This is a genomic window from Aquirufa novilacunae (assembly GCF_045310505.1).
In the GTDB taxonomy this organism is placed as follows: Bacteria; Bacteroidota; Bacteroidia; order Cytophagales; family Spirosomataceae; genus Aquirufa; species Aquirufa novilacunae.
In genome coordinates this window covers 589,257-611,151 of record NZ_JBEWZG010000001.1, presented here as the reverse complement: position 1 = coordinate 611,151, position 21,895 = coordinate 589,257, and the positions used below count along the sequence as shown (strand labels likewise).

The window sequence follows — 21,895 nt, the reverse complement described above, 5'->3', positions numbered from 1 at the left end:
CATTTTTTTAATATGGCAAAACTTTATTTTAGTCTATTTTGGGTTTAATTTTTCTGAAAATTCTTAATTCGATGTTAAATTCAGAATTATTTGCAAGTTTTTATTTGTATTGCAGAATAATATTTGGCTTATTATTTCAAACCTTTTGATTAATTCTTATTTAAGAATTACGGAAAAATTCAAATATTCTTTAAAAAATACAATCATTGGTTGTATTTGTTCATTGTTTTGGTGAGTCCTTCAACGCAGAATGATTCAATTATCTCCGCGGTTTTGTCCAAAATAAAGGGAATGGTCTCTAATTCTGCGTTAGAAAAGTTACTAAGCACGTAATCTGCTTGCCTTCCTTTGGGAAAATCACTACCTATACCCATGCGCAAACGAGGGTATTCAGAGCCTGATAGGACTTCTTCGATACTTTTCAAACCATTATGTCCTCCCGATGAACCTTTGGGCTTTAAACGCAAGGTTTCGAACGGGAGCGCTAAATCATCCACTAATACGAGCATGTTCTCTTTTTCGATCTTATAGAAGTTCAACCAATGATTAACGGCCTTGCCACTGAGATTCATAAATGTGGTGGGTTTAATCAGATAGATGGTGTGCCCTTTCTCTTTATAGGAAGCCACAGAGGCTAGACGATCGGTTTTGAAGTTGATGTCTTTTTGTTTGGCCAAATAATCAACCGCCATAAATCCGATATTATGCCGAGTAAATAAGTATTGCGGGCCTATGTTGCCCAATCCAACGATTAAATAGTTCATAGGGTATTGAATTTGCATACAAATTACGCTCAAATTTTTTAGAACACCTCTTTGCACTTACCTTCGTGAAAAATTAATTCGATGAATAAAATAGCCTGTATCACAGGTGCGAGTTCCGGAATCGGCCGCGCCACTGCTGAATCTTTAGCGAAAGAAGGATTTCATTTAATCTTGTGTGGAAGAAGAAAAGAGCGCTTAGATGAGTTGAAAGCAAGTTTAAAGGTGGATTCGACGATTCTAGTCTTTGATGTGACGGATCAAAAATCTGTCATTTCGGCCTTTGAATCCTTAACTGGGGATTGGAGAAATATCGATATTCTGGTCAATAATGCAGGTAATGCCCACGGGATGTCCGCTATTCAAGATGGTGACGTGTCTGATTGGGAGGCGATGATGTCTTCTAATGTAACAGGTCTATTATATGTATCGAAAGAGGTAATTAAAGGAATGGTGGAACGTCAGTCAGGACACATCATTAATTTATCCTCTATCGCAGGAAAGCAAACCTATCCAAATGGGAATGTGTACTGTGCTTCTAAGGCAGCAGTGGAAGCTTTATCAGCTGGAATGCGTCAGGACTTAAATGCGTTCGGTATTAAGGTATCCAATGTGGCTCCAGGTGCAGTTAATACAGAATTCTCGAATGTACGTTTTAAAGGGGACTCGGCGAAAGCAGCATCGGTTTATGCAGGTTTCGAACCTTTAGTGGCAGAAGATGTTGCAGATTTAATTCGCTATATCGTTACAGCACCTGCTCATGTGAATATTGCGGACGTGACTATTTTGCCCAAAGCTCAAGCTTCAGCCACACAAATACTTCGAAAAAATTAAATTGAACGTTGGCGAACGGTCTCGAAAATGATGACACCCGCAGCAACCGACACATTTAAGGATCCTACTTGACCTGTTTGAGGGATTTTAGCGATCTCATCTGATTTGCGGATGATTTCGTCTGTGATTCCGTCTTCCTCAGATCCCATGATAATAGCAATCGGGTCCTTGTAATCCACTTCGTAAATCGTGCTTTTAGCTTTTTCCGTACAAGCTACCACACGTAAACCGGAGTTTTGTAAGAAGTCGATGGTCTGAATTAAGCTATCTTCACGGCAAACTGGGATAAAGTTCAAGGCTCCAGAAGACGTTTTCATCGCATCTGCATTGATTTGAGCGGCTCCACGAGAAGGTAAAACGATAGCATGAACTCCTGCACATTCAGCAGTACGCGCAATAGCACCGAAGTTTCTAACGTCCGTCACACGGTCTAAGATCAAAATGAAGGGGATTTCACCCTTCTCAAATGTATCTGCAATGACATTCTCTAATTTTGCGTAGTGAATAGCCGAAACGAAAGCGATCGCACCTTGGTGATTCTTCCGTGTGATGCGGTTTAATTTTTCCAAAGGCACCTTCTGAACTTGAATGCCTTTTTCTTTCGCTAAATCGAGGATTTCCGTGTTTCCTAGTTCTCTTTGGACTAATAAACGATCAATTTCCTTCCCAGAACGAAGGGTTTCTAGAACAGATTGTACCCCAAAAACAAACTCTTTATTGTCTGTTACAGGGGCAGTATAATGCCTAAATGGTCTCTTAAATGGGGGTCTTGATGCGTTTTCTTCTGACACGTTGTTGCTTGAAATTTTGCACGAAGGTCGTCATTTTTTTTAACATTTCAGCTAGATAATTCCTTACCTTTGTCTTCTAATCCTTTTAGAATGTATAAAACTACCGAAATTGCTTCCTCTGATATTCCTTCAGATAACCCTGTTCACCAGCGCCTTTTATATCCTTATATCCATGTGAGTAAATTGCTTTCTGGTAATGTCTTGGAGATCGGATGTGGAACGGGACGCGGAGTAGGCGTTTTAGAAGATTCGGTAAGTGAATATACAGGAGTAGATAAGAATACAGAATTAATGGAAAGTCTATCTAAGACCTACCCGAAATTCAAGTTCATTGATATGTTCTTGCCTCCATTGAAGGATTTGCCATCGAACCATTTCGATTATGTGGTGACTTTTCAGGTGATTGAGCACATCGAAAACGATGATTTCTTCTTAGCTGAGGCCGCTCGCGTGCTGAAGCCAGGAGGGAAATTGTATTTGACTACGGTGAATAAGACCTTCTCTTTAACGCGTAATCCATGGCATGTACGCGAGTATTTAGCGCCTGAATTACGTGATTTGATGAAGAAACATTTCTCTGAGGTGATCACAGAAGGGGTACACGGGAATCAAAAAGTGATGGATTATTACGAAGAAAATAAGGTGGCGGTGAAGAGAATCACGCGTTTCGATATTTTCAATCTACAATACAAATTACCAAGAACCTGGTTGCAGATTCCCTATGATATCGCGAATCGCATGAGCCGTTTATCGATGTCTAAATCGAATAATTCTTTAGTGAGCTCTATTCAGGTGGACGATTATTTCCTAAGCCAGGATCCAGCTAATTCGTTGGATTTCTTTTATACAGGTATCAAATAGATGGAGTTTATTGACCAGGGCATTGAGGAATATGCACGCTTGCATACGGAACCTGAAAACGACTTATTAAAGGAGTTAGTTCGGGAGACCCATGCGATGGTATTGCAGCCTCGAATGCTTTCAGGTCATTTGCAAGGTCGTTTTTTGTCCTTTATTTCCAAAGTTTATCAACCCGCTCTCATTCTCGAGATAGGTACCTATACCGGGTATTCCGCCCTTTGTCTTGCCGAAGGATTACAGCAGGATGGACAATTAATTACCATCGATGTCAATGAGGAGCTAGAAAGTTTTACGCGTTCTTTCTTTAATCGCTCTTCTTTCAAGAATCAAATAGATTACCGAATTGCTGATGCGGCTGTCGAAATCCCATCGATTTCGGGTCCGATTGATCTGGTGTTTATCGATGCGGATAAGCGTAATTATGCGCTGTATTTCGATCTAGTGATTGATAAAATGCGTTCAGGGGGCCTTATTCTAGTAGATAATGTCTTATGGAGTGGTAAAATTATCGATGAGTCTGCTAAAGACAAGTCAACGCAAGCCCTGCGCGATTTCAATACTAAAGTAGCCACCGATTCACGTGTGGAGCCCTTATTGATGCCTATTCGAGATGGATTATTCCTTTTGCGGGTTATCTAATTTCTTCTTGGGCGGTAGCAGAAAATCATCTGGCGCTAGAATCTCCGGAATCTGAAGGGAATTGTCGAAAAAGGTCACCGAAGATGGATGATAAATGATGTAATTCTTATCATCTGGTATGTAATCGTTCAAAATCCACGGATTGTATTTCTTCAAATCATCATAACTGACGTTTAATTCATCCGCTATTTCATAGAGGTTTTTGCCACAAGAATTGTCGTAACAAATCAATTTGGCCTGATTCGTAGGTTGAATTCCTAGGGAATCATCCTTTTTAAATTCATCTGCCCAGAATTTTTGGTAGGCTAAGAAACGCAATACATACCAGTCTGTGCTTGAATCTACTTGAATATCCGATTTACCCACCCAATCCATCACATAGGACGTTTTCTTAGCCGTTCCTAAACCCAATCGGTAGGAGAGAAGTGTCCCCACCCAATTATTTAAAACACGGTTATTGCGGGTGAAATAGTTCGCAGCACCCCTTGTGGCTTCGATAATGTGCTTGCGCTCATCGACCTGGGCATTGACTTTCATGCCCACATCAGTGGCTGTACCAGCCTTAAATTGCCAATACCCCACGGCTTGAGAGGTGGAAACGGCTACAGGATTTAGTCCGCTTTCCTGTACGGAAAGGTATTTAAATTCATTCGGAATGCCCGCTGCATTCAATAGAGGCTCCATGACGGGAAAATAGAAGCGCATTTTCTCCTTCATTCCCTCCACAAATTTCTTGTTGCTTCCTAAGCGTTTTTGCTCCGTTTCTAAGATCGCTTTTGCTGAGGGATGTATGAATACTTTCACATTCCCGATCAAGAGTGAATCAGGGAAGGCCGTTTTCGCATGAAGCGGCAAACAGAATAAAAGTAGCCAAAGGTATTTCATCCTGTAAAATTACCTTAATAAACTATAATCTGTACCTTTGTGGTTCAAAAATACGCAGATGATTTTAATTGACGATACGGTAATTTCTTCCGATGTAGCAGACGAGTTTTTTGTTTGTGATTTAGCCAAATGTAAGGGTGCTTGTTGCGTGGAGGGTGATTTAGGCGCTCCATTAGAGGAAGAGGAACTAGAGATTTTAGAGCGAATTCAAGACGATATCAAGCCATTTTTATCTGAAATAGGCTTAAAAGAATTAGAAAAAACTGGAGCCTGGGTGAAAGATGACGATGGTGATTTTTCTACTCCGGTCATCAAAGGACGCGAATGTGCCTACGCTTTATATGACGATAAGGGTCATTTGAAATGCGGCATTGAGCAGGCGTATTTTGCAGGCAAAACAGATTTCAGAAAGCCTATTTCCTGTCATTTATACCCGATTCGTCTTGCCAAATTAGCGGATTATACGGCCTTAAATTACGACCGTTGGTCGATTTGTTCGGATGCCTGTTCGAATGGCGCTTCCTTAGGTGTACCTATTTATGTTTTCCTAAAAGAACCCTTGATTCGCAAGTTTGGCGAGAAATGGTACGCGGAATTATGTCAAGAAATCGAAGAGCGTAAAGAAGAATAATGGCTGATTTTGATGCGATATATCAGGTGGTTTCCTTGATCCCCTCGGGGCGAGTGACCTCTTATGGAGCTATTGCAGGGTATTTAGGTTCTAAAGGAGGTGCTCGATTAGTGGGCTGGGCGATGAATGCATCGCACGGTCAAGCGTCTATTCCAGCACATCGAGTGGTGAATCGAAATGGGGTATTGACTGGGAAGAATTTTTTCGGTGGGAATCGAATGCAAGAATTGTTAGAAGCAGAGGGTTTGACCATTCAGAATGACCAAATTCAAAACTTTCATTCCCATTTCTGGGATCCTTCTGTCGAGTTATTATAAGTTTCGAAGGTATTTCGTACCCCCTAAACCTCTCATTTGGCGTTGAATAGCCGATGTTCGTTTGCGCACATAGGCGGAGGGATTTTCAATCGAGAAACGATTGGGACTGGGTAAAACCGCCGCGATTCTTGCAGCTTCTGAAGTAGAAATTTCTGCACCACTATGCCCATAAAAGCGTCTGCAAGCTGCCTCAGCCCCAAAAGTCATGGGTCCCGTCTCCGCTACATTTAAATACACTTCTAGGATACGCTCTTTGCCCCAAATTAATTCAATCAAGAAGGTAAAATAGACTTCTAATCCCTTGCGAACATAGCTTCTGCCTTGCCATAAGAATACATTTTTAGCGACTTGCTGAGAAATGGTACTAGCCCCTCTAATTTTCTTACCCTTCAAATTATGTCTTACAGCACCCCACATGGCATCAAAATCAAATCCGTGGTGATCTGGAAAGGCCTGATCCTCTGAGGCGATCACAGCGATGGCTACATTTTTATCTAAATCTTTATAGGGTGTCCACTGGGAGTATATTTTAGAGGGCTTTCCTTCTAGCAGCGCATCAATCTTCCTTGAGGCCATGGTAGGTGTGAAATAAACCGGGAAAAATTTTAAGAATACGACTGAGAAAAGGCTGAATCCAATGAGATAAAGGAAGAAAAATCCGATTTTCTTTAGCCATCCTCGCTTTTTAGGGCTCTTTTTGGATAAACGTTCAAATTTATTTCCTCCGCCTTTTGCGTTTGAGGTATTTTTCGTGAATTCAATTCTCTTTGCCATAGCTGTGTAAAATTACAAAAAGGCCTTAGACCACAAAAATATCGCTGCTTAAACGATCAGCAATTAGTTTGCCTTCGTTCACTAGAACTAAGTTTTCACCTTCTAAACGGGCATATCCTTGCGCCATCCAGGATTGTACTTCTTTTTCTGGGTACTCTTGTCCCATTTTATGAAAACGTTCCCGCACTTCCACGAGATTAATTCCCCATTTCGTACGTAAGCGAACCATGATGTACTCATTCAATTGATCCGCAGGGCTCAGTTCTTCCTTTTCCGCTAGTAAATGCCCTTCTGCTAGGTATTTGGCGTTATTAGAGACATTCCATTGTCTTGAAAAACTATTAAAACTATGGGCAGATGGACCTATACCGAGGTAGGGTTCTTGCTGCCAATAACTGGTATTGTGGATGGAATAGTGGCCTTCTTTGGCGAAATTCGAGGTTTCATATCCCTCAAACCCAGCCGCTTCTAAATAATCTCGAACCTGGGTAAAAGCTTGAGCCATCGCAGCATCTGGAATTTCAGTAAATGCCCCCTTCTTCTTCTGAACCCCAAAAACCGTTTTAGGTTCCACCGTTAGGCTATAAGCAGAAATGTGTTGAACACCTAAGGAAGTCGCTTTTGCTAAATCTTCATTTAAATCATCCGGAGAATTCGAAGGAATTCCATAAATCAAATCAATACTAATATTACTTATTCCTGCCTCTTGCGCATTTTTAATCGCTTGAATCGAATCGCTAGCGTGGTGATTTCGGTTCATCAGGACCAGGTTTTTGTCTTGAAAAGATTGGATTCCGATGCTTAGTCGATTGATGCCTTTCGAGGCAATCATTTGGCAGTATTCCGGAGTTAAGTCTTCCGGATTTGCTTCTAGGGTAATTTCTGCATTGATAGCGATGGAATGGTGAGTGCTTATCGCATGAAAAATCGAGTCTAATTCTGCGTCCTTTAAGAGGGAAGGGGTACCTCCGCCAAAATAAATGGTTTGCAGTTGAGCTCCGTTTAAATAGTCTTTTTGTGCGCTTATTTCACGGCAAATAACCTGTACCATTTCCTCTTTTCTACTGGTATTTGTTGAAAAATGGAAATCGCAATAATGACAAGCTTGTCTGCAAAAAGGGATATGGAGGTAGAGATGCACGAATTTAAGGTTCGAAAATCAAATAACTCAGGGTATCTGGATTCAGCATTTCTACTGCCAATGATTGGATGTGTGCGCTGTCAATGAGGTCAATTTGATCGAAAATTTCGTCTAAACTTTCGATTTTCTCTCGGTCAAGCAAGTTTTTCGCCATCATTAACATAAAGTTCAAGTTGCCCTCCTCAGCCATGGCTAATTGGCCTTTTAATTGACTCTTAATCTTCTTTAATTGAGGAGCCGTTAATTCTTTTTCCTGCAGTTTCGCGAACTCTTTTTGGATCAATTTTAAGGACTTATTTACCTGATTAGGTTCCGTGCCAAAATAAATGGCCCAATAACCTGAATCTAAAAAGGAGGTTAAACTCGCTTCGATGGAATAGACAAGACCGTGTCGCTCGCGTACGGAAACGTTCAACAAGGAATTCATTCCGGGACCTCCTAACAGATTGACTAAAAGGAAGAACGCAAGTCGGTTAGGGTTTTCAATCGCAAAAGATTGACGACCTAAAGCCACGTGGGACTGTGTAATGCCTCTTTTAATGACTTTCGTCTGAGGAATCATAGCAGACGGCGCCACGCGTTTAACGATTTGTTTCTTTGCTTTGATCGATCCTAAATGCTTTTCAGCCCAGGAAAATACTTTGGTAGGATCTAATTTACCAATCGAGGAAAAAACGATTCTGGAAGTGTCTAAATTTCGCTCGATGAAGGCTTCTAGGTCTTTCTTTTGGAAGGACTGAACCGTCTCGGTGGTCCCTAAGATATTAACACCTAAGGGATGATTAGGGAATAATAATTCGTCGAAATCGTCCTGAATCGCCTCTTCTGGAGCGTCATAATACATCGACATCTCCTCTAAAATGACCGAACGTTCCTTTTCTAATTCTTTCTCCGGGAAAATGGAATCAAAGGTGATATCCGTTAATAGTTCTAACGCCCGCTCGAAATAGGGGCTTAGAATGGAGGCGTGAAAACAAATTTTTTCTTTCGTCGTGTAGGCATTCAGTTCACCACCATAGATTTCCAGGCGGTTAATGATCTGCATATTGCTTTTCTTCTGGGTGCCTTTAAAGGCTAAATGTTCCCAAAAATGCGCTAAACCCTCTTCTCCAGCTAATTCATCCCGACTTCCGATATCTAACATAATACCTAAATGAGAGATCTCGGTATGAAGCACCTGACGGTGCACCACAGTGATTCCATTAGATAAAGTATGCAGGTGAATTGAATTCATGAATGGGTTCTTAAGAAAAATGTCCCAAAAATAAGTAATTTTATGGCTAATCGCTTCCTTTTCTTACATGAATCCAGTTTCTAAGGTATTAATAATTCAAACCGCTTTTCTAGGGGATGCCGTTCTGGTAACCTCGCTCTTAGAAAAAATACGGATTGAATCACCTGAAACGTCTATTCACCTGTTGGTTAGGAAAGGAAATGAGTCCATTTTTCAAGCGTATTCTCATTCGTGTTTGACCAAGGTTTGGACTTATGACAAGTCCAATAAACGTCAATCTTGGATGGAATTACGCACAGGATTGAAGGCTGAACAATTTGATAAAGTATTTGTTGTGCAGCGTTTCTTTGGGATGGGTTTGTTGAGCCTGATGATTGGAGCGAAGCAAGTTTTTGGCTTTGCTAAAAATCCCCTTTCCTGGTTTTTCACGAAGAGTTATCCGCACCCATTCGGAAATGGGATACACGAAGTGGAGCGGAATACCGGTTTATTGAGCGATTGGCTAGGAAATAAGGTGTACAAACCCTTTTTAAATCCGGCTAAAATCACACCTCCAGCTACAAATTATATCTGTATTTCACCCGGCAGTGTGTGGGAAACGAAACGCCTACCTATTCAAAAATGGATTGATTTCATACATGTATTGCCTAGAGATCAGGCGATTGTGTTGATGGGTTCCCCTAATGAGAAGTCACTGTCTGATGAAATCGAAAACGCCTGTACAGGCTGGCCCATCTATAATGAGACAGGAAAACACGCACTATTAGCTTCTACCTCCATTTTTGCCCAAAGCAAGGGTAATTTCGTGAATGATTCTGGCCCAATGCACTTGTCTTCTGCGGTAAATGTACCTACGGTAGCGATGTATTGCTCGACCTTGCCTGATTTTGGTTTTGGGCCCTTGGCTGATCATTCGGAGATTATTGAGGTAAGCGAGAAATTAGATTGCCGTCCTTGTGGAGATCATGGCAAGAAAAATTGCCCACTAGGCCACTATGCCTGCGGAAATCACATCTCTACCCAAAAAATGTTGTTGGCTTACGAAGCTCTTGAAGCGAGTAAGTAAAGTACAGCCATTCTCACGGCTACTCCGTTTTCTACCTGATCCAAGATGATCGAATGTGGCGAATCTGCCGCATCTGAACTTAATTCCACACCGCGATTAATCGGCCCTGGGTGCATTAAAACGATCTCTTTTGGTAATTCCTCTAGCATCGCCCGATTAATCCCAAAGAATTGAGAGTATTCTCGAAGACTAGGGAAGTATTTGATTTGCTGTCTTTCCAATTGGATACGCAACACATTTGCCGCATCACACCAAGCGAGTGTGCTCTTCACATCGTGTGAAACTTCCACACCTAAACTTTGTATGTGCTTCGGAATCAAGGTGCTAGGTCCGCAAAGGCGAACTTCTGCTCCTTGTTTTTTCAAGGCGTAAATATTCGAAAGGGCAACTCTAGAGTGTAAAATATCCCCGATGATAGCGATTTTCTTGCCGGCCAAATCCCCTAATTTCTCTTGTAGAGAAAAGGTGTCTAATAAAGCCTGCGTAGGGTGTTCGTGGGTTCCGTCTCCGGCGTTCACGATATTGGCCTTGATGTGTTTAGCTAAGTAATGTGGGGCTCCCGGGCTCGCATGGCGCATCACAATCATATCCACTTTCATGGCAAGGATGTTGTTCACCGTATCGAGTAAAGTTTCCCCTTTTTTAACCGAACTCCCTGAGGCAGAGAAGTTAATGGTATCTGCTGAAAGTCTTTTCTCGGCTAATTCGAAAGATAAACGGGTACGAGTGGAGTTCTCGAAAAAGATATTGGCAATCGTCACATCACGCAGAGAAGGAACTTTCTTAATTGGTCTATTTAGGACTTCTTTAAATTCTCTAGCCGTTTTAACAATCAATTGAATGGATTCTTCATCCAGATCTTTGATTCCTAATAAATGTGGCGACTTTAGCATATGTTAAATCAGGATTGTTGAGGAATTAACCAAATTCTATCCGCTTCATGGCCTTGTTCCGTCCATTCTACGAGTACTTTTTCGGTAGGTAAGGTATTTACACTCATACCTACATAATCTGCGTTAATAGGCAGATCACGGTTATAAATACGGTCAATTAAGACACATAATTCCACTTTAGCAGGTCTCCCAAAACTATTCATCGCATCCAGCGCCGCTCGCACCATTCGGCCAGTGGCTAACACATCATCCACTAAAATGACGCGTTTGTTTTCGATGAGGAAGGGAACATCCGTTGAATTAGGGGATACCGTTTCTCTGCGGCGGTAGTCGTCGCGGAAGAAAGTAGCATCTATTTTTCCTACGCTAGGGGCTTTCTCGAGGTGTTTGCTGAGTTCTTTTGCAATGCGTTCCGCAAAGAAAATACCGCGAGGCTGTAGGCCTAGGATAACAGTTTCAACGTCTTTGATTTGATTTTCAATGAGCTCTTGACACAACCGAGAGATGGTTATTTCGAGTAATGGGCTTGATAAAATCAGCTTGCGAGTCATTGTTGCAAAGATATCAAAATTTTATTTAAAAAATGGCTTGATTCGGGTCGAAATCAGGCAGTATTTGGTCTTTATCCGATACAATTGGGTTCTCTACACCCCATTCAATGCCTAATTGAGGGTCATTCCAGCGAATACCTGATTCTGCTTCTTTGTTCCAAAAGTTCGTGCACTTGTACACGAAAATCGTTTCCTCTAGCGCTATAAATCCGTGGGCGAATCCGATAGGAACATATAACATATTCCCTTTATCTGCATCTAGAACGAATTTTTCATGTTGGCCAAAGGTAGGGGAGTCCTTGCGTAAATCCACCACCACATCTAAGGCTATACCCGTCATGACGCGCACTAATTTGCCTTGTCCGTTCGGATTGTGCTGAAAATGCAAGCCTCGTAGAACTCCTTTCGTCGAGAAGGAATAATTATCCTGCACGAAATCTTCCGGTATTCCATTTGCGGCAAAACGCTTTTGGTTATAGGATTCATAAAAATAGCCGCGCTCGTCGTGAAATTTAGTGGGTACACACTCAATGACTCCTGATAAACGATGTTTAATGAATTCCATAAATTGTTTTTTGGCAGGGAAAGGGATAGATTTGTGGCAAAATTAATCCTATTTTCCTTCTTTCACATGAATTCAGCGGAATTAATTAAGCAAATTGAACAAAAAAGATCCTTCCTGTGCGTAGGCCTGGACACGGACATAAAGCTAATTCCGAGTCGATTCAAGACGGAAAAAGATCCGATTTTTGCCTTCAATAAGGCCGTTATCGATGCTACATTACCCTACACGGTAGCCTATAAACCCAATATTGCGTTTTATGAGGCACTAGGACCTGCTGGTTGGGAGAGTTTGCAGAAAACAATGGAATACCTGCCTAAGGAGGTATTTTCCATTGCGGATGCGAAGCGAGGTGATATCGGAAATACAGCTACTAAATACGCACAAACCTTTTTCGATCCCACACATGCTGGTTTTGATTTCGATTCGGTAACCGTGGCACCCTACATGGGGGAAGATTCGGTGACTCCCTTTTTACAGTTTGAAGATAAGTGGGTGATTCTTTTGGCCTTAACCTCAAATCCTGGAAGCAATGACTTTCAGCAATTGAAAGATGCTAATGGAATTCCATTCTATGAATTAGTGATGAGAAAGGCTATGGAATGGGGTAACGCAGATGAATTAATGTTTGTTGTAGGAGCGACTCGTACGGATTATATTGCCAAAGTGCGCGAAATTGCACCTGACAATTTCTTCTTAGTTCCTGGAGTAGGAGCCCAAGGGGGAAGTTTAGCGGATGTGGCGAAGTTTGGCATGAATAAAAACGTAGGACTTCTCGTGAATTCATCCCGTGGAATTATCTATGCTGGTGATGATACGGCTGTTTCTGCGGCGAGAGAGGCGAAAAAAGTGCAAGAGGAAATGAATCAACTACTAGATCAATATTATAAATAACATGGAATTAAGCATCGGAACCCCAGCCTTATTGTTCTCAACCGTTTCCTTGTTGATGATCGCTTTTACGAATCGATTTATGTCCATGGCCTCACTGATTCGCGGTTTACACGAAAAGTTTCAGCAAAATCCGGATGATTCGATTCGGATGCAGATTGATAATTTGCGTTTACGCATGAAGTTGATTCAACGTATGCAGATTATCGCCATTTTTAGTTTGATTCTGAGCGTTATTTGCATGTTTTTGCTCTTTATGAACGAACAACTCGTGGCTCGTTGGTTCTTTGGCATCGGATTATTGGGTATGAGTATCTCTTTAGGACTGAGTGCCTGGGAGATTACGATATCTACCAAAGCGCTGGAGGTCGAACTCTCTGACATGGAGGAGATTATCAACAAGAGGAAATAGTGCTATTTTTTATCTGAATAATAAAAAAATCTCTAAATATTTTTCCGCAATTGAAATATAATAGTATTTTTGTGTACAATTTTTACATTTCATACAAACGAAGATTTTGAATGACTTAGGTCATAAAAAATACTACTTAGGCGGATTGAATAAAGGCTCGGAATTTTTCTGAGTCTTTATTGTTTCCACCCATTTCGAATTTTAAGCCTTCAAAATAAGCGCTGAAAGCGGAGGGAGGTTGATGGCGATCGAGAACGCTTTTCCTTGCCAATTGATTTCTTCCGTCATAGTAGCCCCTGAAACTGGGTAATTGCTTCCACCAAATTCGGCTTTGTCTGAATTAAAAACCGTCTTCCAAACACCAGGGAGTGGAACTCCTATCCGGTACCCATCTCTAGGGGCAGGGGTTAAATTCAAGATCACAATGACTTGCTGCTTCGCTGTTTCTCCCTTTCGGATGTAAGAAATCACCGAATTGCCTTGGTCATTTGACTCAATCCACTCAAAACCATCGTGATCGAATTGCTTGCTATAGAAAGCTGGTTCTGAGCGATATAAGTTATTTAATGCTTTAACGGTCTCCTGAATGCCTTTGTGGGAATAATGTTCCGTTAGATGCCAGTCGAGGCTTTGGGTGTGGTTCCATTCTTCTCTTTGGCCAAATTCTCCACCCATAAATAATAAATGAGAACCTGGATGGGTGAATTGCTCCGCTAATAATAAGCGTAGATTCGCGAATTTTTGCCAATCATCGCCCGGCATTTTATTCAATAAAGAACCTTTTCCGTAGACCACTTCGTCATGCGAAAGAGGTAGGCAGAAGTTCTCTGTAAAGGCATAGATAAGCGAGAAAGTTAACTCATTGAGGTGGTGCTGACGATAAATGGGGTCTTTTTGGAAGAAACGAAGGGTGTCATTCATCCAGCCCATCATCCATTTTTGGCCAAAACCTAAACCTCCCATAAACACCGGCTTCGTCACCCCAGGGAAACTAGTGGACTCCTCAGCAATCATCTGAATATGCGGAAATTCGGCATAAATATGGCTATTCAAGTCCTGTAAGAGGGAAATAACCTCGAGGTTATGGTTACCCCCAAACTGGTTAGGTTCCCATTCGCCGTCATTTCTCGAATAATCTAAATAAAGCATCGAGGCCACTGCATCCACGCGCAAACCATCGACATGGTAGCGATCACACCAGAAAAAGGCGTTAGATAACAAGAAGGACCGAACTTCATTTTTTCCGTAATCGAAGATATAGGATTTCCAATCTGGGTGATAGCCTCTTTTGGGATCGGGATGCTCATATGCACTGCCGCCATCGAAATTAAATAAACCGTGTGCATCACCAGGGAAGTGGGAGGGAACCCAGTCTAAAATCACCCCAATTTCTGCCTGGTGAAAGGCTTCCACTAAGCGCATAAAGCCTTGAGGGTCACCAAAACGGGCCGTTGGGGCAAAATATCCAGTGATCTGGTAACCCCAAGATGGGTCATAAGGGTATTCCATTACGGGCATAAATTCCACGTGCGTGAATCCCATCTCTTTCACGTAATTCACCAGCTTTACAGCTAAATCGTCATAGCTTAGGTAATCATTTTCCAAGGTCTTCATCCAAGAGGCTAAATGTACCTCATAGATAGACATAGGTGCATTCAAGGCATTCTTAGCCCCTCTGATTTCCTGCCATTTTGTATCTTTCCACTCTTTATACGTATTCCAAACAATACTGGCTGTCTTAGGTGGGGCTTCGCAATACAAGCCCATGGGGTCTAATTTCTCCAAATATTCCCCACCTTCCGTTTCTATCCCATATTTATAGGTTTCCCCTGTTCTAACACCTGGAATGAAGCCTTCCCAAATGCCGGAGGAGTCCCAACGCGGGAATAAAGGGTGAGAATGATGATCCCAGAAATTAAAATTTCCGGTTACAAAAACATTTCTAGCGTTAGGAGCCCAAACTGCAAAAAATGTTCCAACGACTCCCTCATGTTCAATTTCGAAGGCCCCTAATTTCTCATAAAGTCTTGTATGTTTGCCATTTAAGAAAAGGGCAATGTCGAAATCAGTAAGTCTAGAATAGGGTTGTACGTTCGCCATAAGGGGTTCTGCTTCAATGTTTAGGCTAAAATAGCGAAAATAAATTAGAAAATAATTAGTCTTTTTTTGGCTGGTAGTTTTGAATATAAAAGGGAAAAGCCTACCTTTGTGCCACCAAAATAAATAATGGTCCGTTCGTCTAGGGGTTAGGACACGTCCCTTTCACGGATGAAACACGGGTTCGATTCCCGTACGGACTACTTCGGTAGGCAAAAAACCACACAAGACGTGTGGTTTTTTTGTTTTTCGGGAAATCTGTTGATTTGAACTATATCATTCTCATTCTTCTTTTGTTCTTATCCACCGAAAGTTTTAGGCTAAACTCTTTTTGAAATTTAATCTAGTCTGTTTAAGGTGAGCAATAAAGTGTAAAGAATTTTAATTAAAATTAATTATTAATGCCGCATATGTGAATGAAGTACAAATATGTTATTTTGCATTATATCATGATTATTTTTAATTTAAATATGCTACATTGTAAAATAAATAGTTTGAATCTTACTTTTCTGAAATGAAAAACATTTTACTAACTCTGATTCTATTATTTTTTAATTTATTATCCTTTTCAGCTAATAAACTAATAGATAATGAAAATATTCCTCGCATTAGTAAAACTATATATAATGGTATTCAATCTACAGCGCCATTTTATACACTATTAGGAAATTCAAGTAATCCTGGTGGAGGAATGATTATAGCTGATAAATGGATTTTAACAGCTGGTCATACTGCAGGATATTCACCAGTTTATGTAGGAGCTAATAATAGAAATAATTTGCCTCTTCCTCTAAATGTTAAAACTTCAATAACTCCAATATCATTTTCTAATACACCAAATCCATCTAATGATATTGGATTAATTCAGTTAGCTCAACCTATAACATATAGTTCAACTGTTGCACCTATCAAGCTAGCAAGTTCAATTAATTTTTCAATGTGGGAAAGTGGTCAAAATGGATATGTATATGGAATGGGATTCACAAATTCAGGTAATTTATCGCAAGTTTTACTTTCTACAAATGTTAACTTATTATCCAATACTAGTTCAACAAGTGAAAAGAAAATTTATGCTTCAGGTCCAAATACTAATGATGCATGTAATGGAGATAGTGGTGGTCCATTAACGAATTTAAGTTCACCAGGTAATACCTCTACTCGAGCAATTGGAATTGTAAGTAGCAATTTGTTCGGTGATGCTCAAGCTGGTTGTGGTCAAGGCGGGAAGTACACAAAGATCTCAGAGTATTTGCAATGGATAATAGAAACGATTCATTTAAATAGTGGAATAGAAAAAATTTGTGGAAATACAACTTTTACAAATTTAGCATTTCTGCCAGATGGAGTTACGTTTAATTGGTCGGCAAGTCCAGCAAATTTGTTTACTACTATCTCTGGTAGTGGACTTAGTTTTACAACTTCAAATAATGGATCAAATAAAGGATGGGGAATAGTAACTTTAAATGTAACATTACCTGATGGAACAATTTTTTCAATAAATTCAAAACCAATTTGGGTCGGAAGTCCTGAAAATGTATTTTTAACTACAGATGGTACTTTTAATATTAATTATAACTCAACATCAATTTGTAAAACGATTGGGTATTGCATGTCTGCCTCAACTGGCACTGGGACTCCAACGGCAACAAATTTTTCATATTCAGGGTGGCCTACTTATGGATCTTTTTTAAATACGAATACATTAAATGTTCCTAACGATCGAATTTGTTTTGGAACGAATAATACAGGAAGTTATTATTTAACAGTTTATGCTTATAATGGAACATGCAGCATAGGAAAGAGCATAATAGTCAATGTGAACAATTGTGGTTATCGAATTGCGGCCAATCCGACGCAAACAACACTTTCTATACTTTTGGATTCTCCACTTCAAACTGAAAGCATACCTGATAACATTGAGCTTTATGACGAAAAAAATAAGTCTCGTAGAACATTAGATTTGAAACAAAAGAAAAAGGACATTTTATTGGATCCGGCACATGCGTTTGATCTGAAGAAAATTGATTTAGATGTCGCTGATTTGCCTCGTGGAATATATTATCTTCATATGGGTTTTGGGTCTAAAAAAGATAATCAAGTAGAAAAAATTAGAATTCTTCTTAACTAATCCATGATGAAATCTCCCATCTCCTTTATGTTCGCTAGCGTGTTTTTACTATTTTTTACAATACTTTCTTGTGAAAAGCAGGACGTCAATCCATCGCCGATTAGCAATATTTTAGGAGAATATGATGTTACTTGTTGTGACTATGATATTGGTAAAAGGATGAAAATAATCTATAAAAATGATTCTATCGTAGATATTAGAGTTTTAGCAAATTACCCAAACGATTTAATTTTAAGTAACCGAGTTTACAAAAACATTAAAATACTTCCTAAGAGATCACCTTGGCTGGTGGATAGTGTTTTTTTTTATTTATACAACAGTTCCAATATTCAAGTAGGTCATATACGCACCCCAAATGCTGGTACATATTTTGAATTATGGGGTGGTTTTGATTCTGTGTCAAATAGTTTTAAGACTTTAAATGCAATTAAAAGAAAGAATTGAATTATTCGATTTGTTCTAAATTATTATTAAAGTTGATTTTAAAAACTAAAGTAGTTTAACCTGGAATCATTTTTGTTCGGATTGGGAAATTGACGAACTGATTCCATTTCCCGTACGGGATTAATCGGTAGGCAAAAAACCACACAAGACGTGTGGTTTTTTTGTTTAATAATGGTTTCATTTGTGCTACAGATTTATTGTTCACTTGAGAGTTTTTCTATTCCTTTTTCTTCTTTCTTTCACACTTTCTGCTCAGCAAATCGCTCGATTACGGTTCGATGATGATTTTTCGGTATTAATGGCAGATAGCTTAAAGAAAGAAAAGACCGATTATTTAAAAGAAATACCTTTTGTTGGTCATTCAAGAATTAGTTTTGGTGGAGAATGGCGAGAACAGTATCAATCCTACACGCATTTCAACTTTGGTGAGGTTCCAGCGGATTTTGTAACTAAAAGCCCGTATCAGTTGATGCATCGTGTAATGTTGCATGCGAATGTTGAATTGCCGCACCGCATCAGAGTTTTTGCACAATTGAATAATACGGCTCGTTTTTGGAACCCAAATCCATTAACGGGTCAACTTGATCAAGATTTATTATCCCTGCATCAGTTTTTGGTGGATATCCCCCTTTCAAATAGCTTAAAATTAAGAGTGGGTAAACAAGAGTATTCCTTTGGTTTAGAGCGTTTTATCGCGACTAGAGAGGGTCCAAATACGCGAACACCCTACTATGGGGTTAACCTAAAGTACCAAAGAAAAAACCTGCAATGGGATGCCTTCGTTTCTCACCCGATCAGGATAAAACCAGGGGTATTTGATGATGGGCCTACCGATGAAATTTTAAGTGGTTTTTATGGAAATTACCGTTACCAGAAACGGCATTTTTTGGAACCCTACTACCTCTATTTCGAAAGTGATTTACGAGAGTATTTATTTAAAAAAGGATTAGAAAAGAGACATACGCTCGGATTTAGGGCATTCTCAGGTATAGGTCCGGTGAATTATGACATCGAAATTGCGCATCAATCAGGTGAATTTAGAGATTTAGCCATAGATGCTTTTATGGGTGTTTGGGATTTCAATGTGGCCCTTAAAAAGGCTTTATATGTAGGATTTTCGGGTAATTATGTGCCTGGAGATAAATCAAACAAGGATGGCCAGTTGAATACATTTAATACCTTGTTTGCACGTCCGCCTTTTGGCCAAACCGTTGCCTTAAACATCACCAATACCTGGAACTTTAGTCCCTACATTCGTTACCAAGATTTGAAACATTGGTTAGTGACAGGAAGAGCGTCATTTGTAAGTCGTCAGAGCACCGAAGATGGCATATTTACGCCCAATATGACTCCTGCACGTCCTATTTTAGGGAAAAACCAATCAAGTGTAGCCGAACCCATTTGCAATATCTATGCCTTAGATGCGCAATATTTCCCTACTAAACATTTCAGTTTTCAACTTGAGCTAGGGTATTGCGATGCGGGGAGCTATTTGCAAGAAAGTGGTTCAGGCCAAAACGTACACTATTACGCCCTACGCAACGTGTACCGATTCTGAGTTCTTATCTCGGATGATCCACAATAGTACAAAGCAAATCACCCCGTTTAAGATTAATTTAGCGAATCCAAATCCGCCAAATAAGCCCTGTGCCTGAGATTCTAACACAAACGTGATAATCGGTGATAGAACGCATACGATAGGTACCCACTTATCTCGGATGGCATATTTTGTGAATAAACCGAAGGAGAACAAGCCTAATAAAGGACCATAGGTATATCCAGCCAGATTAAATACAGCTGCTATTAGTTCGGAGGTATTGAAGATATGAAACAAGCCAATTACCACGAAAAATAAGGCAGAGAACCCGATGTGGACCCAGTGCTTCATTTTATTCTGCTTTTTCTCTTTGAACTTTTCAATACTCAAGAAATCAATACAGAAGGAGGTTGTCAAGGCGGTTAAGGCAGAATCTGAACTCGCATATGACGCTGCAATAATACCTAATAAGAAGGTGACAGCTGCCAAGGTTCCGAACTCGCCTCCTAAAGCTAACATCGGATATAATTCATCCGTTTTCGTCGGAACTGCGATGCCTTTTGAAGCGGTATACAAATACAATAAAGCGCCTAACGAAAGGAATAAGATATTGATGAATAACAGTACCCAGTAGAACCAGAACATGTTTTTCTGTGCTTCTCCGATGGACTTGCAGGTCAAGTTTTTCTGCATTAAATCTTGATCTAATCCCGTCATCACGATGGCGATAAATACCCCCGCAAGGAAGTCTTTTCCAAAGAAATGTGGGTTCTTCCAATCCCATTCAAACAAGTGAGAATACTTGCTCGCACTTACTTGTTGAATCATGTCAGGGATGCTCATGTCCATTTTTTGGCCTACTAAAACAATCGTAATAAAGAGCGCAACTAAAAGGAACAAGGTCTGTAAGGTGTCCGTCCAAATAATCGTTTTAACCCCTCCGCGGTGCGTATAAAGCCAAATCAAGAAGATAGAAACGAATACTGTCACGATAAAAGGTACTCCAATAGGGGCGAAAATCGCGATTTGTAAGACGTTTACCGCTAAATAAAGACGTGCCGCAGAACCAATGGTTCTCGATAATAAAAAGAAGGCAGAACCCGTTTTATAGGACCAAAAACCAAAGCGTTTTTCTAGATAGCCATAGATTGAAATCAAATTCAATCGGTAATACAGCGGCATCAGCACTAAGGCGATAGTTAAATAACCCAGTGAATGACCTAAAATCACCTGGTAATACGTGAAGTAGGTCTTGCCTACGGCACCCGGTACAGAAATGAAAGTCAAACCCGAAATCGACGTTCCAATCATCCCAAAGGCCACTAGCCACCAAGGGGACTCGCGATTAGCTGTAAAAAATGCGTGGGTATCAGCGCCTCGAGAGGTAAAATAAGAGATCGCTAATAGCAGGCCAAAATAGAGGGCAAGAATTCCTCCAGCTAATTGTACAGACATAAGGTTTGGAACGGATTTTTTTTTAAATTTGATTTCAAATTCATCAAAAATATGGAATTCTGTGTAGATAGTATTTATCGTCTACCTTTTTCTTTTCAAAATCAGGAAAAATGGCAAGAAGAAACCTCCACCCTCGTAGAGGAAGAGGTGATCGAAGCCCATCAACTGGTCGTCTATAATGATGAAGTTAACTCCTTTGAATACGTTATTTTGACTTTGATTGAGGTATGTGAGCACACACCTCAACAAGCGGAGCAATGTACCTTACAGATTCATTTTAGAGGAAAATGTGGGGTAAAAACCGGAGGATTTGACGAATTAGTGGCTATGCGCAATGAAATTTGCCGTAGAGGAATCTCAGCAGAAATAGAAGCCAGCGCATGATGAATACTTATCCTTCGAAGATGATTGAACAAGCCGTGGAGGAGATTTCCAAACTCCCAGGGATTGGTAAAAAATCAGCGCTACGTTTAGCCTTGCATTTATTGAAACGTCCAGAAGCTCAATCCCTTCAACTAGCGCACGCGGTGGTTCAATTGCGTACTGAGACGAAGTACTGCCCTCAATGTCACATGATTTCAGACGGAGACTTATGCGGTATTTGTGCCAGCCACAAGCGGGATGAGAGCATCCTTTGTGTGGTGGAGGATTTACGGGATGTGTTAGCCATCGAAAATACAGGCCAGTTTACCGGATTATACCATGTGTTAGGAGGGATCATTTCGCCCTTGTCTGGTATTTCGCCAGGTGATTTAACCATCGAATCCTTAGTTGCTCGCGTAGCCTCGGGGAAGGTTTCGGAGGTGATTTTAGGCCTTAGTCCTACGATGGAGGGTGATACAACGGCTTTTTATTTGACCAAAAAATTAAAAGAGTTCCCTGTTAAATTATCAACGATCGCGCGTGGAATCCCGATCGGGGGTGATTTAGAGTATACAGACGAGATTACATTGGGCCGAAGTATAGTAGGTCGAGTGACGTACGAATAGTA

Annotated in this window: 24 protein-coding genes and 1 tRNA gene; 14 read left to right on the top strand and 11 right to left on the bottom strand. The window is 40.4% G+C overall.

Translation table 11 applies throughout. The features are described 5' to 3' along the window. Window positions 1-203: 203 nt before the first annotated feature. Window positions 204-764, bottom strand: a complete 561-nt coding sequence (gene pth / locus V7S74_RS02810) for an aminoacyl-tRNA hydrolase (RefSeq protein WP_406777246.1) — start codon at window positions 762-764, stop codon at window positions 204-206. An 81-nt stretch (window positions 765-845) separates the two neighbouring features. Between pth and V7S74_RS02805 the strand changes: the two genes are divergently transcribed. Next, the gene (locus V7S74_RS02805; protein WP_406777245.1) at window positions 846-1,595 is read left to right on the top strand and encodes an SDR family NAD(P)-dependent oxidoreductase; all 750 of its coding nucleotides are present in this window, start codon (window positions 846-848) and stop codon (window positions 1,593-1,595) included. On the opposite strand, the gene rlmB is transcribed toward V7S74_RS02805, so the two are convergent. Further along, window positions 1,592-2,386, bottom strand: a complete 795-nt coding sequence (rlmB, locus tag V7S74_RS02800) for a 23S rRNA (guanosine(2251)-2'-O)-methyltransferase RlmB (protein ID WP_395618704.1) — start codon at window positions 2,384-2,386, stop codon at window positions 1,592-1,594. The genes V7S74_RS02805 and rlmB overlap by 4 nt on opposite strands. Before the next feature lie 90 nt (window positions 2,387-2,476). Between rlmB and V7S74_RS02795 the strand changes: the two genes are divergently transcribed. Next, window positions 2,477-3,247: a class I SAM-dependent methyltransferase gene (locus V7S74_RS02795; protein WP_406777244.1), complete on the top strand. Its 771-nt coding sequence runs from the start codon at window positions 2,477-2,479 to the stop codon at window positions 3,245-3,247. Further along, window positions 3,248-3,886 carry an O-methyltransferase gene (locus tag V7S74_RS02790; RefSeq protein WP_406777243.1) on the top strand — a complete coding sequence of 213 codons (639 nt, stop codon included), beginning with the start codon at window positions 3,248-3,250 and terminating at the stop codon, window positions 3,884-3,886. Here V7S74_RS02790 and V7S74_RS02785 read toward each other — a convergent pair. Next, window positions 3,863-4,771, bottom strand: a complete 909-nt coding sequence (locus V7S74_RS02785) for a lytic transglycosylase domain-containing protein (RefSeq protein WP_406777242.1) — start codon at window positions 4,769-4,771, stop codon at window positions 3,863-3,865. The genes V7S74_RS02790 and V7S74_RS02785 overlap by 24 nt on opposite strands. Window positions 4,772-4,829: 58 nt before the next feature. Between V7S74_RS02785 and V7S74_RS02780 the strand changes: the two genes are divergently transcribed. Together V7S74_RS02780 and V7S74_RS02775 are read left to right on the top strand one after the other, a co-directional pair. Continuing rightward, complete coding sequence (locus V7S74_RS02780; protein WP_406777241.1) at window positions 4,830-5,402, top strand: DUF3109 family protein; 573 nt, start codon at window positions 4,830-4,832, stop codon at window positions 5,400-5,402. After that, a complete protein-coding gene (locus V7S74_RS02775) occupies window positions 5,402-5,719 on the top strand; it encodes an MGMT family protein (RefSeq protein ID WP_406777240.1) in 318 nt (105 codons plus the stop codon). Before V7S74_RS02780 ends, V7S74_RS02775 begins: the two co-directional genes overlap by 1 nt. On the opposite strand, the gene mtgA is transcribed toward V7S74_RS02775, so the two are convergent. The 3 genes from mtgA to V7S74_RS02760 are packed head-to-tail and all read right to left on the bottom strand — an operon-like array spanning window position 5,714 to window position 8,868. Then, complete coding sequence (gene mtgA, locus V7S74_RS02770; protein ID WP_406777239.1) at window positions 5,714-6,493, bottom strand: monofunctional biosynthetic peptidoglycan transglycosylase; 780 nt, start codon at window positions 6,491-6,493, stop codon at window positions 5,714-5,716. The genes V7S74_RS02775 and mtgA overlap by 6 nt on opposite strands. A gap of 25 nt (window positions 6,494-6,518) precedes the next feature. Beyond that, entirely contained in the window at window positions 6,519-7,634 is a 1,116-nt protein-coding gene (gene hemW, locus V7S74_RS02765; protein ID WP_406777238.1) for a radical SAM family heme chaperone HemW, read from the bottom strand. Between the two features lie 4 nt (window positions 7,635-7,638). Continuing rightward, on the bottom strand, window positions 7,639-8,868 hold the full coding sequence (locus V7S74_RS02760; protein ID WP_406777237.1) for a M16 family metallopeptidase: 1,230 nt from the start codon (window positions 8,866-8,868) through the stop codon (window positions 7,639-7,641). Window positions 8,869-8,935: 67 nt separating this feature from the next. Between V7S74_RS02760 and V7S74_RS02755 the strand changes: the two genes are divergently transcribed. Then, window positions 8,936-9,934, top strand: coding sequence for a glycosyltransferase family 9 protein (locus V7S74_RS02755; protein WP_406777236.1), 999 nt, complete (start codon window positions 8,936-8,938; stop codon window positions 9,932-9,934). On the opposite strand, the gene V7S74_RS02750 is transcribed toward V7S74_RS02755, so the two are convergent. From V7S74_RS02750 to rfbC, 3 genes are read right to left on the bottom strand one after another with little or no spacing between them, the layout of a single operon-like run. Beyond that, window positions 9,907-10,827, bottom strand: a complete 921-nt coding sequence (locus V7S74_RS02750; RefSeq protein ID WP_130896400.1) for an aspartate carbamoyltransferase catalytic subunit — start codon at window positions 10,825-10,827, stop codon at window positions 9,907-9,909. The two genes, V7S74_RS02755 and V7S74_RS02750, sit on opposite strands and share 28 nt — an antisense overlap. Before the next feature lie 8 nt (window positions 10,828-10,835). Continuing rightward, the gene (gene pyrR, locus V7S74_RS02745) at window positions 10,836-11,378 is read right to left on the bottom strand and encodes a bifunctional pyr operon transcriptional regulator/uracil phosphoribosyltransferase PyrR (protein ID WP_395617724.1); all 543 of its coding nucleotides are present in this window, start codon (window positions 11,376-11,378) and stop codon (window positions 10,836-10,838) included. Between the two features lie 25 nt (window positions 11,379-11,403). After that, window positions 11,404-11,943: a dTDP-4-dehydrorhamnose 3,5-epimerase gene (gene rfbC / locus V7S74_RS02740; protein ID WP_406777235.1), complete on the bottom strand. Its 540-nt coding sequence runs from the start codon at window positions 11,941-11,943 to the stop codon at window positions 11,404-11,406. A 66-nt stretch (window positions 11,944-12,009) separates the two neighbouring features. On the opposite strand from rfbC, the gene pyrF reads away from it, so the two are divergent. Continuing rightward, entirely contained in the window at window positions 12,010-12,834 is an 825-nt protein-coding gene (gene pyrF, locus V7S74_RS02735) for an orotidine-5'-phosphate decarboxylase (protein ID WP_406777694.1), read from the top strand. Between the two features lies 1 nt (window position 12,835). Beyond that, the gene (locus V7S74_RS02730) at window positions 12,836-13,243 is read left to right on the top strand and encodes a DUF2721 domain-containing protein (RefSeq protein WP_406777234.1); all 408 of its coding nucleotides are present in this window, start codon (window positions 12,836-12,838) and stop codon (window positions 13,241-13,243) included. Between the two features lie 201 nt (window positions 13,244-13,444). Here the strand turns inward: V7S74_RS02730 and glgB are convergent, their stop codons facing one another. Beyond that, window positions 13,445-15,343: a 1,4-alpha-glucan branching protein GlgB gene (glgB, locus tag V7S74_RS02725; protein ID WP_406777233.1), complete on the bottom strand. Its 1,899-nt coding sequence runs from the start codon at window positions 15,341-15,343 to the stop codon at window positions 13,445-13,447. Between the two features lie 128 nt (window positions 15,344-15,471). Between glgB and V7S74_RS02720 the strand changes: the two genes are divergently transcribed. The 4 genes from V7S74_RS02720 to V7S74_RS02705 all read left to right on the top strand — a co-directional run bounded on the left by V7S74_RS02720 (window position 15,472) and on the right by V7S74_RS02705 (window position 19,470). Then, window positions 15,472-15,543 (top strand) — tRNA-Glu (locus V7S74_RS02720). A gap of 311 nt (window positions 15,544-15,854) precedes the next feature. Further along, entirely contained in the window at window positions 15,855-17,468 is a 1,614-nt protein-coding gene (locus V7S74_RS02715) for a S1 family serine peptidase (RefSeq protein WP_406777232.1), read from the top strand. A 27-nt stretch (window positions 17,469-17,495) separates the two neighbouring features. After that, entirely contained in the window at window positions 17,496-17,912 is a 417-nt protein-coding gene (locus V7S74_RS02710; RefSeq protein ID WP_406777231.1) for a hypothetical protein, read from the top strand. Between the two features lie 298 nt (window positions 17,913-18,210). Continuing rightward, complete coding sequence (locus tag V7S74_RS02705; RefSeq protein WP_406777230.1) at window positions 18,211-19,470, top strand: alginate export family protein; 1,260 nt, start codon at window positions 18,211-18,213, stop codon at window positions 19,468-19,470. Here V7S74_RS02705 and V7S74_RS02700 read toward each other — a convergent pair. After that, on the bottom strand, window positions 19,447-20,904 hold the full coding sequence (locus V7S74_RS02700; RefSeq protein ID WP_406777229.1) for a sodium:solute symporter: 1,458 nt from the start codon (window positions 20,902-20,904) through the stop codon (window positions 19,447-19,449). The genes V7S74_RS02705 and V7S74_RS02700 overlap by 24 nt on opposite strands. A gap of 51 nt (window positions 20,905-20,955) precedes the next feature. On the opposite strand from V7S74_RS02700, the gene V7S74_RS02695 reads away from it, so the two are divergent. Both V7S74_RS02695 and recR read left to right on the top strand, forming a co-directional pair. After that, complete coding sequence (locus V7S74_RS02695; RefSeq protein ID WP_395617718.1) at window positions 20,956-21,288, top strand: ATP-dependent Clp protease adaptor ClpS; 333 nt, start codon at window positions 20,956-20,958, stop codon at window positions 21,286-21,288. Continuing rightward, window positions 21,285-21,893: a recombination mediator RecR gene (gene recR / locus V7S74_RS02690; protein WP_406777228.1), complete on the top strand. Its 609-nt coding sequence runs from the start codon at window positions 21,285-21,287 to the stop codon at window positions 21,891-21,893. Before V7S74_RS02695 ends, recR begins: the two co-directional genes overlap by 4 nt. Window positions 21,894-21,895: the final 2 nt, after the last annotated feature.